Genomic DNA, 16,572 nt, shown 5'->3' with positions numbered 1-16,572 from the left:
CCGTCTCCGCCGTCTCCGCCGTCTCCGCCGTCTCCGCCGTCTCCGCCGTCTCCGCCGTCTCCGCCGTCTCCGCCGTCTCCGCCGTCTCCGCCGTCTCCAGCGTCGCCGCCCCCGCCGCCGCCACCGCCCCCGCCGCCGCCGCCCCCGCCGCCGCCGCCCCCGCCGCCGCCGTCGCCGCCCCCGCCGTCCTTGCCGCCGTCGCCGCCGTCTCCGCCGTCGCCGCCGTCGGGCCCGTCGCCGTCGTCGCCGGGGCGGCCGTGGCCGGTCATTTCGGTCCAGTCTTCGTCGCCGGGTCGCCCGCGGTCGGGGTGGTCGCCGTCACTGCCCTGGGGCCGCTGGTCGCCGCCGTCGGCCACGGCAGTCGGCGCTGCCGTTGTCGGGTGAAGGGTGTGGGAGTGCGTCGCGTGTGCGGCACCAGCACCGCCGGCTGTCAGGGCGAACGCGGCGGCGACCAGGGCCACGGCCTTGCGCGGGGAAGCATGCATGGAAGGTCTCCTTCTGCCAGAGCGGCACGTACCCCGCTCCCCGGACGCGCGCCTGTGCACACGCTATGGCCGTGATCCTTTCCCGGAAGCGTGTCCGTAAGGCCCGTGACTGCGTGCATCAGCCGAACGGGTGACTTCGGCGGTTGTACCGGCCGCCCGGTGGCGCCGTGTTCTCCGTCCCGGCTACTCTTGCTGGCTTTGGTCGTCGTCCGGGCCCCGTAGCGGGCGCCGGGCCGGGGGTGTGGGGGCGGAAGAAGGCGTAGCGGCCGAAGAAGTTGATGTGGTCGAACGGGAGAGGTGAGAGGCGGGCGAGGGCTGGTGCTCCTGGCCATCGACGACAACGGACTCGACGTGCCCCCGGGGGGCCGCACGCAGTCGTTCCCGGGGCCCCGTTGGACGGACGGGTCAGCGCCGCGTGACTCGGTGGTCCGTCACGGCCCCGTCGGCGGCTGCGCATGGAAGCTGGCCCGGCGTTACCTGTCTTGATCTTGGCCGTCCGGCGGAAACGCCCCGGGTGAGTGGTTTATCGGCGGGCTGCCACACGACGGTGTGGACGTACGCCAGCCCCTCTGGCGTGTCAGGCTCCACACCCATTTGCATGCGTGATGCAGCCGAGTTGGCTGCGACGGATTCCTGCGAAGGAGCAGCATGCTGAACAGCAATTCCGCCCGTTTCCTCGCCCTCGGAGTCGCGGGCGTGGCTGTCGTCTCAGCCACGGTCGCCGGGGTCGCCATCGCCGCCGACCCCACGCCCACGGTGAAGGCCCCCTACGCACAGGCCGCTGCTGCCGTGAAGGCCGACGGCACCGCGACGAAGAAGACGGACACCGTCGCGTCCGTCAGCCGCGTGGACACCGGGCGCTACTGCGTCGCCCTCGACGCGGATGTCGATGTGAAGCGCTCTGTGCCGGTCGCCACCTTGCAGGGCGCCGCGGACTGGAAGAGCGAGATCTACGTGACGCCCGAGGCCAACAAGTGCGGCGGCGCGGGCAGCCAGAAGGTGCTGGTGACCACGGCCGCCGATGGCACGGCCAAGAACCAGGCCTTCCATATCCTCATTCCCTGACAAGGAGCAGGAGCAAGGGTGAGCCCGGCCCCCGGCCGGGCTCACCCCCGGCACTTCCACACCGCTCCCGACTTCGGCCGCACAGTGCCCCGGGACCCGCCAGCAGGTCAGGCTGCCGCCCAGTCCAATCCGAGTGCGGCGAGTGCGGCGAGTTTGTTGGCGGTCAGCTTGGTCCGGCGGCTCTTGCTGTTGCTGAGGAATACCCCGAGCCGGACCTTTGTCCCGTCCGGCAACGCCTCTACGTGGGCCCTGGGGACCGTCACAGAGCCCGTGCGGGCCTTGTACTGCGCCAGGGCCGCAACGCCCCTCTCGAAGGCGCTCACGGGCGCCGTGGACGGCTCCGTCGGCGCAGCCTGCTCCGCCGGGGCCGAAGCGGCGGGTGGGGTGACGCCGAGGGCCTCCAGGCGCTCGCGCTGCCCGTCGGCCAGGGCCTCCCACGCCTCGGGCTTCCGCTGCCGGGCCAGCCATCGTCCGATGTCCATGCCGTGCACGGTGACACCCGGCTCCACATACGCCAGCACGCTCTCCTCCACGAGCATCTCGCGCGCCGCGGCGAAGTGCCGCTGCCACTCCGCCGACCACCCCGGATTCCAGTCCTCATCCACCTCGCGCAGCGCCTGCTCCCACTCCGGCTTGCCCTCGAGGGCGCCGGGGCGGCGCAAATTGCTCAACCACTGCCCTACCGGCCTGGACAGGGCCACGGCGGACCGCGGCGCGCACAGCGTCCAGTGCTCGTCGTAGTACGCGCGGGCAGCCTCCAGATTCTCCTGGAACCGCTCATCCGCCACCGACCAGACCATGCCGAGCTGCTCCAGGCGCCGCGCCCGTGTCGTCGCCTAGTTTTTCTGAGTTGTTGCTGTGGCTGTGAGCTGGGGTTTCTCAGTTCTTATGGGTGATGTTCGTGTGCCTGGGGTGCTCGGATTGTGGGGCTGGGCGGGTCGGTGTCCTCCTGGCCTGTTGCGTACGTGGGTGCGCAGGTTGATTGAGCGGCGTGCAGTTTCAGTGAGCTGCTACTTGATGGGACGGCTCAGGTGGTGTCGGGGTTGGTGAGGTCGTCTCGGGTGAGGGTGACGCGGGTGGCTTTGCCGGCTTTGCTGGCGGTGGTGGCGGGTGGCGCGACGCGGGCGTGGATGAAGTGGACGCGGACACCGGATAGTTCGGTGTATGGGGGCCATGCGCCGGGGGTGCCGTCGGTGGGCAGCTCGAGGAGTTTGTCGGTGATGTTGTAGATGACGAGGTAGGCGGTGTGCTGCCCGTAGTCGTGGGCGTACTTGATGATCTGGTGCACGCCTTTGACGAGGTAGCTCTTGGCGCGGCTCTTTCCGTCGAAGATCTTGCCGTCGCAGACCAGGGGGTCACGACCGTGTAGGTCCCCGACGAGGTCGGCTTCGCCGGAGGCTGAGCGCGGTTTGGCGTGGGTGATGTGGTCGCCTTCGAGGAAGAGGAAGCGCTGCAGGTCGAGGTTGTAGACCTCTTCGCCGTTGGCGGTGTCGGCGGTGAAGCGCGTGTATAGCTCCTCGCGGTCGAACCATTCGATGCGTGTGCGGTAGCGCTCGAGGGTGTGCAGGATGCTGCTCTCGGCACCGACGCGTTCACTGAGGAAGTCGAACAGAGGCTGCAGGACATCCTCGGCGAACTCCCGCCAGCTGTCCTGGTGGCGTCTTTCGCTGCTGTACGCGCTCGCTGTCCGCCACCCGGCGGATGGGTCGTCTGCGTCTGCTTTTGCTATGGCCTGCATCAGGTCCCAGATGAGTGTCGCGCGCCCTTCTTCGGTCCTGCTGGGCCAGATGAACGGGGCGTTGCCGGTAAGCCCGGTACGGAACCGGTCTCGGTCGACGCCTGGCTCTGCTCGGGACGCCTCTTCGAGGATGCCTCGAAGGGCGGGTTGGCTGTTGATCCAGGTGACGGCGAGATGGACTTCGTGGCCGGCACTGATGTAGGGAGCGGTCATGAGTTTGCGTAGGCGTTCGCGTACGGCGACCTGGAGGCGCTGCTGGTATTTCACCGGAAGAGGCCTTTCAGAGCTTGTGTGATCTGCTGCTGGATGGCGTCGCCTGCGTTCTGTGCGCTGCCGGTCTCGTCGATCAGCCAGATGCGGGTGTAGCAGCAGGGGCAGGTCACGGCGGTCTGGGCTGCGACCTCTGAGTAGCGGACCCACATCAGGTAACCGCAGGCGGGGCAGGCCGTATCGAGGTCCGCGCTGAGGAACTGTGTCGTGAGGGATTCGCCCATGGCGGGATTGTTCCGTATGGGTCTGACAGCGGTGATGTTGTCAGTTCATACGGGAACGATGCCGATGGTGGTGAGGAGGTGTTGTTGCTGGGGGTGGAGGGTGGTCCAGCGGGTGCGTTGTGTGTCGGTCCATCGCTTCAGGTTGGGGGAGTGGTCCTGGCCTGTGTGGTCGGCGAGCTTGATTTGCTGGTAGGTGCGTTGCCAGGTGTGGGGCCAGGGTGGGTTCCACCAGGGGTTGAGGTTTTCGAGGACATGGGTGGTGGTGGGGGCCAGGAGTCCTTGTCGGGCTTTGCGGCGTGTTTGTACCAGCCACCTGCCGAGGGGGAAGCCGTCGTGGTGGGTGTCTGCGCTGGGGGAAAGGTGGCCGTGGAGGGCGGCGTAGGTGCGGGCGTGGGCGAGGCCGGGGCTGAGGGGGTAGACACGGCTGGTTCGGCGTCGCTGGCCGGCGGCGTCCGCGGTGCCGGGTGCGATTCCCAGCTCGGTCAGGAGTTTCTGCTGCTCGGGGCGTAGACGATCCCAGGCGGCGTGTTGTGCTCTGATCCAGCTTCGTACGTCGGCCGGCAAGCCGGTGGGGCGGCTCTGTGTGGTGCGGGCGCGGGTGTAGGCGCGCTGCCACGCCAGGTCCCAGGGTGGGTTCCACCACGGGTCGATCGTGGTGAGGGCATGGTGGCGGGCGTTTGTGGTGGTGTCGCGTCGGGCTTGTTGGCGTTGGTCGTTGAGCCAGCGGCCGAGGGGGAAACCGTCGTGGATGGTGGAGTAGGCCACGGCCAGGGTGTGGTGGGCGGCGGCGTAGGCGCGGGCGTGCGCGAGCGCGGTTTCGGCGTAGGGGTTGAGGGGCCGGGTTCGGGCGGTTTCGCTGGTGAGGCCGATGTCGGTGAGGAGGCGCTGTTGGTCGGGGTGGAGGTCGTCGTAGTGGTTGCGCTGCTGGCGTAGCCAGGTGCGCTGGGTGGGGGCGAAGCTGCGGAAGTGGTGGTCGGCGTCGAGCCGGTGGCCGGCCTTGATCTGGTCGTGGATGTGCTGCCAGGCGCGCTGCCACGCCAGGCTCCAGGACGGACACCACCACGGATCCACGGCGGTCAGCGCCTTCGCCGCAGCAGACTGAGGCGCGCCCCTGTCGGCGGCGGTTCGGGCGTGCTGGCGTTGCCGGCGCAGCCACCGCCCCAGTTCGAACCCGTCGTGGACGGTACTGATCGCGGCGGCGAGGGTGCCGTGTGTGGAGTGGTAGGAGCGCGCGTAGCCGAGGCCGACAGCAACGTCGGTCTCGCGCTCGGCGGGCCGTGCGGCGGCGCCGCGAGCCCGGTCTGCGGTCAGCCCGATGTGGGCGAGGAGGTCCTGTTGGTCGGGCTGGAGGGTGTCGTACTGGGCGCACTGGGTGGTCAGCCACGTGGCCAGCGCGCTGCTGGTGCCGGGGAACCCGGCCGCGGCGTCCAGGACGTGACCGTCTTGGACGTGGGTGCGTGCCTGGTGCCAGGAGCGCTGCCATTCCAGGGTCCAGGGCGGGTTCCACCAGGGGTCGATCGCGGACAGTGCCAGCGCGCGGGGTGAGGGGGTGCCGTGGCGGTGCTGGTGGGCGCGGTCTTTGCTGCGCTGGTTGGACAGCCACTGTCCCAGCTTCAGTCCGTCCTGGACGGTGTCGCTGGTGGCGTTCACCAGCGTGCCGTGGGTGCCGGCGTAGGCGCGGGCGCAGGCGAGGGCGTTCTGGAAGTGGGTGGCCATGTGCTTGCGGCGGGGCCGGGCGGCCCGGGCGCGCTCATGGGTGAGGCCGATGTCGGCCAGGAGGCGCTGTTGTGCGGGGTGCAGGTCGTTGTAGCCGGTGCACTGGTTGTAGAGCCATTCGCCCAGGCCGAAGCTGGTGGTGGGGAAGCCGTGTTCGGGGCGCAGGGGCCCGTGGGCGCGGGTGTGGTCGCGGGCCTGGTAGTAGAAGCGCTGCCACATCACCGTCCACGGCGGCCGCCACCACGGATCCAGTGCCTCGAGCGCGGCGACGTGTTCGGGCGGCATCGCGGGGAATTTCCGGTGATTCGACAGCCACCGGCCCAGGGCGAAGCCGTTGAAGCGGCTGTGGATCGGGGCGGCGAGGTGGCCGTGGACGGCGGCGTAGGCACGGGCGTGCGCCAGACCGGTGGTGAACGCCTGATCCGACCTGTGCCGAAGTCCTAGGTGAAGCCGCATCCCGCCCTCTGCCCTCTCGGCGTTGTGAGCGGCGTCGCGGTAGGCGGTGAGTTCGCGGGCGATGGGCCGGGGCCGGTGCGCCATGTGCAGTGTCCACAGCCGGTCCGCGCCGGCTGGGTCTGCGTCGGCCCGTGCGCAGTGCTGCACCCAGAGCAGCAAAGGACCGGCCGAGGTCGAGGCGACCCGCTCGGCAAGCCACGGCCGCCCCGTGACCCGCGCCAGTTCGCCGACCAGACCAGGCACGTGAGCGAGCGTGTGGGGCAGATGCCCGCCGGTGTCGGCGAGCAGCCGCTGCCTGGCGCGTTCGTCGATGAGGAGGGAGGTGAGGGCGACGGTCTCCGGGTAGGTGACCGCGTCCCTGACCAGCAGCCGCCACCAGCCGGGATCGGCCCCCTGGGGCGTGAGTTGGCGTACCCGGTGCGGCCACTGCTCTTCTTCGGGCCACTGCTGCGCCCACCAGGAGACGATCACGGCATGCGCGACCTCGAACGCGCGGGCCGCGTCCGGCCGATGGCGCAGCAGATCCAGATGCCGCCGGTGCGCCGTGACCATCTCCGGCAGTCCCGTCAGGTCGACCTGTTCGGTGTCGGCCGGCGCGCCGTCGATCCAGTGGGTGCCGAGCATCCACCGCCGGTGGCGCGGGCAGATCCGGGTGTGCGGTTTCAGGTACACCCGTGCGGGCTTGGCCCGCCCGGTGCGTGCGGCAGTGCACGGCCGGCAGCCTTCCCCCGCGGCCGGCACCACGGCCCCGAAGCGGAACCTCCCGGCTGCACCCACCCCGTCTGGCGAGAGGGGTTCCTGGGCGGTCCAGGCGGGCAGGGCCTGCCCAAGGATCTCTTCGGGGACACGGCTGAACACGGAGATACGGGCGCGGGCTTCGGCGTTGAGGTACACCTCGCCGTCCGTCCGGTAGCCCTTGAACAGGCCTCCGCCGACCTGGAGGAGCGCGGGGATGAGGTCTCTGACGCCGAGCCGGTAGCGGTCGGCCAGGCGGTCCAGGTACGACAGGTTCGTCTCACCCCGCAGCGGTGCGAGCCGTACCGGCCCCGGTCGTGCCGCAGCCATAAGCGGCGGCGGTTGTGGCGGAAGAGAGTCGTACATGAGGGGGCAGAGGTCGTTCCTGGAGGGTTCGGATGTACCGGCATCCGAGCAGTGGCCGAACGGGGGAGCGGGACGGACGGTTGAGATGGACGCCGCCGGTCAGGGCTGGCGTTGTGAGGGCGTCCGGTGGCGGTGTGGTTTCCGGGCCCGTTGTTCGGCTGCGGTGTCGAGCTCGATCTGCTCGAGTAGCTTCTTGGTGATCTTCTCGGTGCCGTCCAGGAGGGACACGAGGGCGGCTTCGCGGATGAGGTGGGAGAGGCTGCCCATGCGGCCGCCGGTGCGGGCGTGGAGGTAGGCGGCGTGGGTGAGGAGGGTGCCGGGCCGGTGGTGGCGCAGCCGCAGGGCGCTGTCCATGCCGTGCACCAGGTCGTGCCAGATCTGCTGGTCCGCGGCGCTGCCGTAGCGCAGGGGCTGGTTGCGCACGATTTTGAAGCGGCCGGCGAGCTGGGAGCCGCGTACGCCGGTCAGCAGGGGGGAGGATTCGACGTCGATGCCGGAGTAGACGAAGGTTGCCGGGATCCGTTCGCCGAGGTATTTCAGCTGGTCGGAGGTCTCGGCGCCGGCCCGGCTGCGGGTGTCCATCAGGTGTACGTCGTCGACCAGGACGAGCTGGGTGCTCAGTTCGCACAGCAGCTCGCACACGGCGTTGGTGATCTGGATCTGGTTCATCCTCTCCAGGGCGGGCAGGCCGAGGAAGCGGGCGAACTCGCTGATGAGCATCTTCGGGGTGGAGGACGGCGGCACGGTGATGAACAGCACGGGCAGACGCCCGTCCTGGTTGGGGTGGCGGCGCCGGTCGGCGAGTTCGACGGTGCGCCCGAGTTGCTGCATGGCGGTGGTCTTCCCGGTGGTGGCGGGCCCGGAGATGATCAGGCCGCGTCTGGCTCCGCCCTGCTGGCCGCGGTTGAGCAGCAGCAGGCGGCGTACCGCGGTGGAGATGGTGTCCATGGCGGGGGTTTTCAGCACCACGAACCGTGCGTGGTAGTCCTCGCGCTGCTCCAGTGGCCATTCCTGGTCGCCGGCGTTCCGTGCCGGTGTGTGGGGGGTGTCGACGAACTGCTGCCATCCGTCCCACGTGGTCAGCGGACTGAACGTGCTCGTGGTGGCGGGCTGGGCCGCTGTCACCATGCTTGGGCCTCCTGGTACGGGTCGTAGATGCGCATGCCGCCCGCCCCGGCGGTCGGCGTGTGCTCAGCGGCCTGGTCCCGGGCCGTTTCGGCCGACGGCAGGGATGCTTCGGCCTCATCCGCATGGTCCGCCGCGGCGTCCTGGCCGTCGGAGAGGGCGGCGAGAAGGTAGTCCTCGCGGTCCGGGCCGTCCTCGAGGTTGTCCAGGCTGTCGTCGGAGCCCCAGCCGTCGGCATCCTCGAGCGGGACGGTGAAGGAACCGGGCAGCCCGAACGAGGCCCCCGGTGCGAGAGGCGCAGGCCACTGCTGCGGGGCGGTGGCGGTGGATGGATCGGTCATCTGCGCGGCCGCCTGGGCTCGGGCGGCTACCGTCCGCTCTCGCCTGCTGCCCAGTCCCTGGCTGGCACGGCGCAGCAGCTCATCGAGTGCCTGGGCGATCGCGGCCTCGTGCTCTTCACGGCCCTCGCGGCGCTGGACGGTGCGGCGGACGTGGTCGAAGGTGAACGCGGTGAACGGGCGCCTGACCGCTTCCGCGTGGACCCACGGCACCTCTAGCCATCCCTCGGGCAGGCGCACCCACACCCGGTTCGGGTCGTAGGGGTTGTGGTGGACCTCCCACCGTCCGTTCTTGTCCGCCCCCAGTGAGCGGCGGCGCCGGTAGGGGTTCAGGCCGGGGTGGTCGTAGGTGCGGTAGCCGAAGCGGACGCCGTAGTCGTTGACGGCCTGCCACCGCACAGGCAGCAGCTCGACGTAATCGTCGGCGGACAAGGGCACCGGTACATGCCCCGTCACCGCCACCAAAGCCGCCCACATCTCGTTCGGACAGACGGCAACCTTCGGCATCATCGGGTGCCGCAGCGCCTCGTGCCGGCGCTCCTGCCACCCGCAGATGACCCACTCGTCCAGCAGTTCCTGAAGCTGCGCCAGGCTCCAGCAGGCATCCTGCTCCGCGGCCGCGCCCCGCTGGGAGACATCGGAGCCGGTGTGGCCCGGCAGGTACTGGCTGAACCCGTCGGCAATCGCGCGGAAGGTCCGCTCCACGTTCCCCTTCGCCGGGCCGTTCGCCGGCGGCACCGGCTGCACCGACACCCCCAGGCTCTCGCACGCCGAGACGAACGAAGCCGACATGTACACCCGGCCCTGGTCCACCACCACTGTCTCCGGCATGATCACCGGCCGGGCTGCCGCCTGCTCCAGCCGAGCGTCCAATGCGATCAGCCGCTCGTAGGGGATGACGGACCGCTGCATGGACAGCGCCGCGTCCCAGCCCGGCCGCATCGCCGTCGGCACCACCATCTGCGCCAGCAGCATCGCCGCGTCCACCGACGTCGTGCCCACTGGCCGCAGCACCGCGGCGCAGATGCTACGCGTCGCCACGTCCAGCGCGATGCTCAGCTCCAGACGGCCGGTCACACCGTCGTCCAGCACCACCAGGACATCCAGCGGCGTGCTGTCCAGCATCACCAGCTCACCCGGCCGCAGTGCCACCGTCGGCGTGAACGGAGGTGTCGGCCGCGACGCATGCCACCGCCGCTGCGCCGCCGTCCCCAAAAGGCCCTGCCCGTCGGCCACCGCGTGCACCAGCCGGTTGAACGTCGACGCCGGCGGCAGGGCCACCACCCCGGCGCCGTACTCCTCCTCCAGCAGCCACCCCACCCGGCGGCGCAGCCGCACCAGCGTGCCCGTCGACTGCTCCCACTGCTCCTCCAGCACCTTCCTGACTGCCGCGACCACCCGCTCATCGGCCCGCCCCACGGCCGATCGCTCCCGCACCGCCCGGCCGTCCACCAGCCCCCACAAGCCCTCGCTGCGGTAGCGCGCCCGCATCCGGCGCACCGTCGCCGCACTCGACGCCCAGCCCGCCGCCGTCAACTCCTCGGCCTTCGCCCGCTCCCGCTGCGCCAGGCTCCGCGTCGCCGGATCGAACGGCTCACGCGGGGCGCCCTTCCCGACCGCGTCAGGGAAGCCGGTCTCCACCTCCCGCACATGCCGTTGCCACGCCAGAGCCCGCTCCCGCACCTGTTCCGGCAGTGCTTCCAGCAGGCCGAACGGCGGCACCCTCCCCGGCGCGGGTCCGCCTTCCACCTCGAAGGACGGATCGGCGAACAGGTAGGGCAGCAACACCACCGCCGAGGCGCCCTCGTCACTCACCAGCGTGGCCCGTGCGCCTTCCAGCATGGCGAGCGTCCATGTCCGTCCGTCGTAGCGAAGGCGCGCCCCGACTCCGACAACCGCCTGCGTCACGCCGCTTCGGCCTCCTGCCGTGCGAGGCAGACGACGGCACGCTCGTGCAGCGGTTCGTCCAGCCGCACCCGCAGCACACCGCTCCACAACGCGTGAAAGACCGCAGGCCACACGGCGATCGGATCCCCCAGCTCACACACCGCCTCCACCGCCGGCCGAGGACCGGCGAACGCCTCCACCAGAGCCGGCGTCCACGGCCCTGCGGCGTACCGGGGATGCCGGTAACCCGCCAGCCACCGCACGTTGGCCACCAGCACCGGATCCGGCGGCCCCGCGAGCCGGTAGGACCAGCCCGCTGCCTCGGCGGCAGCCGCCACAACCCGTGCCCGCTCCACCAGCCGGGCAGAAGGCCCGCTGCGTCCCGCGCAGTCGAGCAACAGGCCGCTGCCGTCCTGAAGCCTGGCCATCAACTGCGGCGCATGACCGACGACCCTGCTTTCCTCACGCCACACCAGTTCCACCGGCCGGCAGGCCAGCGCCACCACCGCCGGATCCCGGTCCAGCAGCATCAGCTTGGTCCGCATGACACCGGACCCGTACGCCACCAGCCGCCCGGTCGTCGACGACCACCACCAGCCCGGAGCCACACGCCGCCCGTGCCGGATAGGGAAAGGCCGTACCGCAGGAGAGTCCTCGAGGGAGACGTCCTGCGCAGCCTCAAGCCACGGGACCTGACGCGAGCACCCCCGAGGGTCTCGAAAGCGCACATCGATCAGGCTGGCGTCTACGGCTGGAGCGCCTTCGCGTCGCACAGCACCACCCGTGCTGTGCGGCTCGGGGATGCGGCACCCGGCCCCGGGTACCGCGAACGATGCGGCCTCCTGGCCGCTGTCGGTGATCACGTACTCCACACAACGCCATGCCTGACCTGCCGCGCAGGAGAACCGACCGGTAACCGCAACATCGGCGCAACCGCAGGTTGTTGGGCCGCGCGGGGCACCCAGGGTGCCGGGTGGGAGCAGCGGTGTCAGTGCAGAGTTCTGCACTTTCACCCCGCCGCGCCGACCTCGGTAGACGGCGACCGCGCGCCCGGCGACAGGACCTCATGTCGGGTGCCACCGAGGCCCGCTCCCCGGACCACTTCGGCCTGGCCCACGGCATCGACAGCGCAGGCAGCGACCACGAGCTGGCCGGCTGCGGCACCTCACTCCAGCGACTTTGTGCCGGGTGCAAGTCCCGGGGCCGCTCGCCCGGCTGCGCTCCTGCCTGACGCAGCATTACAAGCCCCCGCTCAGGACATGGTGCTGCTGTCCGCCACCCACGCTGCGTACGCCTCACGCTCCCTGGCCGTCTGGGCAGTTCCCGACAGGTAGTGGCCGATGTTCTCCTTGGCGTAGCGCGAGCCCGCGATCGTGGCGCTGTCCCCGTCCCAGATGCCGTAAGGCGCGTAGTGCTCACCCCACACCGAGTAGGCGGCCTCCCGCTGCTGGTCCGCGACGCGTGATCGTGCTGCACGGTGCCGCTCGGTAGACCGCGCCCCTTCGGGCAGCTCGCGCACGAGCCGGCCGAAGCGAACGTCCTCCACCGACTGCGGCCTGCCCCAGTGGTTGCGCCCGCGAGCGGGCCGCGGAGGTCGATCACGGTGGTCGGCCGGGGTTTCGGTGATCAGGCGTCCGGCCTCATCGCAGACGAGATCCCACAACAAGTCGGGAGGGACCAGCGCGGCCGGGGCCGTCTCAGTACGGCCGTGCTGCGGCATGTCGACATCGGCGGGCGGCACGTACAGATCCAGCCTGAGCCGGTCGATCACGGCCTGCTCGATGTCGTACGCCAGACGGGCCGTGCGCAGGGACAAGGAGCGGTGAAGGCGCCAGCCCCGGCGCTCGTGGGCCCGGACGCGGTTGTGCCCCCGGGCGAAGTGCTGCCGACTGATGCCGACTTTGACCGCCCTGGCTCCTTCGTGCACCAGCACGTAGACCTCGGTCTGCTCCAGGGACATGCTCAGCCGTCGTGCGCAGTGGGCACATCCCCGGCCTCCCTTGGTCCACACGTTCCAGATCCGCGTCGAGTATCCGCGACCGCAGAGCATGCAGCGGCACGGGTGCGATTCGTTGGTGGAGTACAGGAAGTAGATGGGCTCCAGCTGCGCGTCGCGCAGGGCCTGGAACGCGGCGGCCCTCTTCGTCTCCCACACGACCTGCGAGACCCCGAGGTGATCCCGGCAGTGGCTGCACCGTGACCGCCTCGACCGCTTCCACTGGCCGGGATCGCGATGGCCCCAGTCACCGAACCAGTGTGGGAAGTCGATCAGATCAGCGGCTCGGCATTGTCCGGGCCGATTGCATCGCAGGCAGCTGAACCGGACGAGCGTGTTGTACCGGGCTCGGGCTGTGACGCGTCGGTCATCAGCCGCGAGTTGCCGGAGTTCAAGCGCCGCGCGAACGGCGGCAGCCCACTGTGAGCGGGTACGGGGGACTGTCACGCCTTGCCTCTACCTAGTAACGCTGTTCCAGCGCCCTACTTCATCGGCGTACACGGCTGTCGGCTTGAGCACGCCCGGAACCGGGCAGGGCACCGCACACTGTGCTCAGAACCGCGCCCGCCTCGTACAGGCCCTCTACGAGCGGCTGGACCGCCTCACCGCACCCCTCCTGGCCGCCACATAGCCCACCGGGGGGAGCGGCCCACGATCCCAGGGTCTACACGCCCTCCAGTGCGATGCCGCGGGCCCCTGAGACAGCGAAAGGCCCCGGGCCGCGCGCAGCGCCCAGGGCCTCGCCCACCAGCCTTACGCCGCCGCCGACTCCCTCCCCAGGGCGGCGGCCCGGCCTGGTCCATTCACCAGTCGTCGGGTGCGCTGCCCACCCAAGCGATCGGCTGCCCCTCGCTGTTGCGGCCCCAGTGGGGTTCCTCCATCGAGGTCTCGTGTCCGTCGTCCAGGACGCAGATTCGTCCCCAGCGGCCGTGCTTGCCCCGACAGATCCCGGCAAGCCGGGGCCGCGTCACCGTCGCGCACCGCCTTGGTCGTAGCGGTCCTGGAACGGCTGGAGACGGGCGCACAGCTCCATGCCGAGCTGCGCCTCCGCCGCCTCAACCTGCTCCCTCGCCTGCCGCACTTGCGGGTTGGACAGCACAAACGAGATGACCTTCTCCGCCTCCGCGAAGGCGCTGGTGCGGACGTACCGCCGTACGGCTTCCTGCACACGTCGGTCTTCCTCGTGTGCGGCCATCACGCGGCTCCTTCCTCGGCCGCCCACTCCAGCCCGAGGCGGGCCAGCGCGGCGAGCTTGTCGGCGGTCAGCTTGGCGCGGCGGCTCTTGCTGTTGCTGAGGAACACCCCGAGCTTGACCTCGGTCCCGTCCTCCAGCCGCTCGACGTGGGCCCTGGGGACCTTCACAGAGCCCTCTCGGGCCTTGTACTGCGCCAGGGCCGCGATGCCCCGCTCGAAGGTGCTCAGCGGCGTCGTGGACGGCTTCGCGGACGCTTCCAGCTCCGGGGCCGGGGCGAGCGGCACGATGCCGAGCTGCTCCAGGCGCTCGAGCTGCCCATTCGTCAGGACCTCCCACACCTCGGGCTTGCGCTGCCGGGCCAGCCACTTCCCGATGTCCATGCCGTGGACCGTGAAGCCGGGCAGGACCTCCGCCTGGCCGTCTTCGTCGGCCACCAGCTCACGCAGGGCGGCGTAGTGACGTTGCCAGTCCGCCGGCCAGGGCGGGTTCCAGTCTTCGTCCACGGCCTCCAGCGCGGCCTTCCACTCCGGGTGGCCCTCCAGCGCACCCGGGCGGCGGAGGTTGGACAGCCATTGCCCGATGGGCCGGTCCAGCGCTGTCGCGGTGCGGGGCGCGCAGAGTGTCCAGTGCTGGTCGTAGTACGCCTTGGCGGCTTCCAGGTTCTCCTGGAACCGCTCATCCGCTACCGACCACACCATGCCGAGCTTCTCCAGCCTCCGCGCGCGCTGCCCGCTCATCTCCCCGGCCGCGTAGGCACGCCGCTGCTCCGCCACCCACTGCCCAAGGGGTGTCGCACCCTCCCGGTGTCCGTACGGCACTCTCGCGTTCCCGACCCGCTCGACGTACGCCTTCAGTTTCGCCCAGCCGCGCGCCCAGTCCTGTCGTTCGGTGTCGATCACGTTGAAGGAAACCCAGTCCGCGACCATCACCGGATCCCTGGGGGCGGCAAAACGGAGCAGCAAGCGGGATTCCTCCTCGCCCTCGTCTGGTGCGACACCGATGTTCACGGACGGCTGCGCGACGTCTTTCTGAGGCTCCTGCGGGATCGCGAGCAATTCGACGGCCTCTTCGTCGTGAGCGCGCAGACCCTCCAATACCTTTACCAAGGGGCGATACGATCCCGAGGTGAACATATCCTCCGGCTTTTCTCCCGGCTGGAGAAATACCGGCACGATCAAAGAGGCGAGCTTTCCTTGCCCCGGCTTCTGACGCAGCGCCCGGCCGATGGCCTGGACGATGTCGTGGGGAGCTCCCTTGGGGTCCAGCAGGGCCACGCTGTCCACGGCGCGGATGTCGACGCCCTCGCCCAGGACGCGGCAGTTCGAGAGCACGGCCCGCCGCGCAGTGGCCCCGAAGCCGCTCAGGACCTCCCGCCGGCGCTCGGGGACGTGCTCGCCGCACAGCCAGTCCGCCCAGATCTTCGCCGGGTACTTCTCGGGCTCGTTGGCGTGCAGCTTGGCCGACACGCGCTGAAGGCCGTCCGCGTACGCCTGAGCCTCTATCGTCCGGTGGTGGAAGGTGATGCAGGTCTGAAGCCCGTGCTGCGCCATCGTGTGCAGGAGCGCGGCCTGGAGCGCCCCCAGGCGCTGCCCGCGGACCTCTTCGGTGTGCCGCTCCTCGCCCATCAGCCGCTCGGGCGTGACGACCGGGTCCTGGAGCTCCAGCACGATGATCTGATATCGCGCCAGCAACCCGCGTGACACGGCCGACGCGAGCGAGAGCTTGTACAGGACAGGCCCGAAGACCTTCTCGTCATCCATGGAGGCCGCCATCTCACGCGGCAGCGGGTCACGCACCCCCTCCGCGACCTCCCGGTTCAGCCGCTCCTCCCAGATCCGCGGCGTCGCCGTCAGGTACAGCCGGCGGTGCGAGGGGATGACGGTCTGGTTGTGGACGTCGGCCCACGCCTTACCCATCGAGCCGGAAGTCCTGTGGGCCTCATCGACCACCGTGAGGTCCATCGGGGCCAACTGCTGCCCGTAGACGCCCTCGAAGGCCTCCGCCAGGACACCGAGGCTGGCGTACGTCCCGAAGATGGTGATGGGCCCCTGGCCGTGCCACAGAGCCAGCTGCACGGGGTTCGTGGTGGAGCGCACCTTCAGGTTCCACAGCTCCGGGTCGTCCTGGAGCGAGCACACCGCAACCGCCGGCCCCGTGTGCCCAGCCGCGCGCCACGCCTGGACAGTCTGGGTCAGAAGATCCAGCGTCGGCACCAGCACGAGAATGCGACCCTTGGGCACAAGACGCTTTGCCGACGCCGCCGCGATGATGGTCTTTCCCGTCCCACACGCGGCGTGCACCTGCCCGCGCAGACCGCTCCAGGGAATACCACCCGGCGGGATATCAAGGTCGCGCACAATGGCGGCAACGGCCTCGATCTGATGGTCACGCAGTTTCACGACCATTCCCGTGTTCTCCTTTTCGCGGAATGTGGCGCGCAATCTGAAATGAAAATCCGGCGTGGTGAGGGCGGCCGGGGGATGTGGTGTCTGTTCCCAGACTCTACACAGCCAAGCCCCGTGATGCGTCACCCCCGCACTATGTTCCCGCCCCGGGGTTATACATGGCCGAATCTCGCCCCGATGCCTTGAGTTATGGTGTATGCTGGCGAGGTATCGGGGAACATGTCGGGGCGGTTTCGAGGGTGGGGGAGGGGTTCGGGTGGAGCGCAGCGGAGCCCGTCACTGCGATGGGCTGGCGCTCCGTCAGGCCGATGGTCCGTCACTTCCATTACGGGGGTGCTAGCTGAGATTCCCAAGCCCTACACAGGCGCGAGCGTGATACTCCTCCCCTTGCAGCCAGTCTGGGCACCCGCGCTTGCGCGGGTGCCCACAATTCGCGCTTGCGCGAATTTCCCTGCCTTTTGAATTCCGCTTGCGGAATTCTATTCCGGCGCTTGCGCCGGAAGCCGAATTGCGCTTGCGCAATTCGCACTCTATGCCCCCGGCTTGCCGGGGGCATATCCCGCTCCGCGGG

11 protein-coding genes and 2 pseudogenes are annotated in these 16,572 nt (G+C 70.0%); 2 read left to right on the top strand and 11 right to left on the bottom strand.

The features are described from left to right. Nucleotides 1-485 (bottom strand): annotated as a pseudogene (locus ACH4DX_RS34060) (hypothetical protein); the annotation flags it as partial. Between the two features lie 648 nt (nucleotides 486-1,133). Between ACH4DX_RS34060 and ACH4DX_RS34055 the strand changes: the two are divergent. Next, nucleotides 1,134-1,550 (top strand): hypothetical protein, encoded by a 417-nt coding sequence (locus ACH4DX_RS34055; protein ID WP_398157916.1) that lies wholly within the window; start codon nucleotides 1,134-1,136, stop codon nucleotides 1,548-1,550. A gap of 107 nt (nucleotides 1,551-1,657) precedes the next feature. Here the strand turns inward: ACH4DX_RS34055 and ACH4DX_RS34050 are convergent. The 7 genes and pseudogenes from ACH4DX_RS34050 to ACH4DX_RS34020 form a co-directional block, all read right to left on the bottom strand. After that, a pseudogene (locus ACH4DX_RS34050) lies at nucleotides 1,658-2,377 on the bottom strand (helicase associated domain-containing protein); the annotation flags it as partial. Between the two features lie 200 nt (nucleotides 2,378-2,577). Next, on the bottom strand, nucleotides 2,578-3,555 hold the full coding sequence (locus ACH4DX_RS34045; RefSeq protein WP_398157915.1) for a hypothetical protein: 978 nt from the start codon (nucleotides 3,553-3,555) through the stop codon (nucleotides 2,578-2,580). Then, nucleotides 3,552-3,782, bottom strand: coding sequence for a hypothetical protein (locus tag ACH4DX_RS34040; RefSeq protein WP_398157914.1), 231 nt, complete (start codon nucleotides 3,780-3,782; stop codon nucleotides 3,552-3,554). The genes ACH4DX_RS34045 and ACH4DX_RS34040 overlap by 4 nt, the downstream gene beginning before the upstream one ends. Before the next feature lie 45 nt (nucleotides 3,783-3,827). Then, a complete protein-coding gene (locus ACH4DX_RS34035; RefSeq protein WP_398157913.1) occupies nucleotides 3,828-7,019 on the bottom strand; it encodes a helicase associated domain-containing protein in 3,192 nt (1,063 codons plus the stop codon). Between the two features lie 135 nt (nucleotides 7,020-7,154). Then, the gene (locus tag ACH4DX_RS34030; RefSeq protein ID WP_398157912.1) at nucleotides 7,155-8,183 is read right to left on the bottom strand and encodes a TniB family NTP-binding protein; all 1,029 of its coding nucleotides are present in this window, start codon (nucleotides 8,181-8,183) and stop codon (nucleotides 7,155-7,157) included. Then, entirely contained in the window at nucleotides 8,177-10,426 is a 2,250-nt protein-coding gene (locus ACH4DX_RS34025) for a transposase (protein ID WP_398157911.1), read from the bottom strand. The genes ACH4DX_RS34030 and ACH4DX_RS34025 overlap by 7 nt, the downstream gene beginning before the upstream one ends. After that, nucleotides 10,423-11,133: a TnsA-like heteromeric transposase endonuclease subunit gene (locus tag ACH4DX_RS34020; protein WP_398157979.1), complete on the bottom strand. Its 711-nt coding sequence runs from the start codon at nucleotides 11,131-11,133 to the stop codon at nucleotides 10,423-10,425. The genes ACH4DX_RS34025 and ACH4DX_RS34020 overlap by 4 nt, the downstream gene beginning before the upstream one ends. A 338-nt stretch (nucleotides 11,134-11,471) precedes the next feature. On the opposite strand from ACH4DX_RS34020, the gene ACH4DX_RS34015 reads away from it, so the two are divergent. Next, nucleotides 11,472-11,636 carry a hypothetical protein gene (locus ACH4DX_RS34015; RefSeq protein WP_398157910.1) on the top strand — a complete coding sequence of 55 codons (165 nt, stop codon included), beginning with the start codon at nucleotides 11,472-11,474 and terminating at the stop codon, nucleotides 11,634-11,636. Nucleotides 11,637-11,657: 21 nt separating this feature from the next. Here ACH4DX_RS34015 and ACH4DX_RS34010 read toward each other — a convergent pair whose 3' ends face one another. The 3 genes from ACH4DX_RS34010 to ACH4DX_RS34000 all read right to left on the bottom strand — a co-directional run bounded on the left by ACH4DX_RS34010 (nucleotide 11,658) and on the right by ACH4DX_RS34000 (nucleotide 16,001). Then, complete coding sequence (locus ACH4DX_RS34010) at nucleotides 11,658-12,560, bottom strand: hypothetical protein (RefSeq protein WP_398157909.1); 903 nt, start codon at nucleotides 12,558-12,560, stop codon at nucleotides 11,658-11,660. 808 nt (nucleotides 12,561-13,368) lie between these two features. Beyond that, nucleotides 13,369-13,596, bottom strand: coding sequence for a hypothetical protein (locus ACH4DX_RS34005; RefSeq protein WP_398157908.1), 228 nt, complete (start codon nucleotides 13,594-13,596; stop codon nucleotides 13,369-13,371). Next, on the bottom strand, nucleotides 13,596-16,001 hold the full coding sequence (locus ACH4DX_RS34000; RefSeq protein WP_398157907.1) for a Helicase associated domain protein: 2,406 nt from the start codon (nucleotides 15,999-16,001) through the stop codon (nucleotides 13,596-13,598). Before ACH4DX_RS34000 ends, ACH4DX_RS34005 begins: the two co-directional genes overlap by 1 nt. Nucleotides 16,002-16,572 lie beyond the last annotated feature (571 nt).

Source organism: Streptomyces sp. NPDC017940 (genome assembly GCF_044328435.1).
GTDB lineage: Bacteria > Actinomycetota > Actinomycetes > Streptomycetales > Streptomycetaceae > Streptomyces.
The sequence above is the reverse complement of the archived record's forward strand: the minus strand, read 5'-3'. Positions and strand labels throughout refer to the sequence as shown.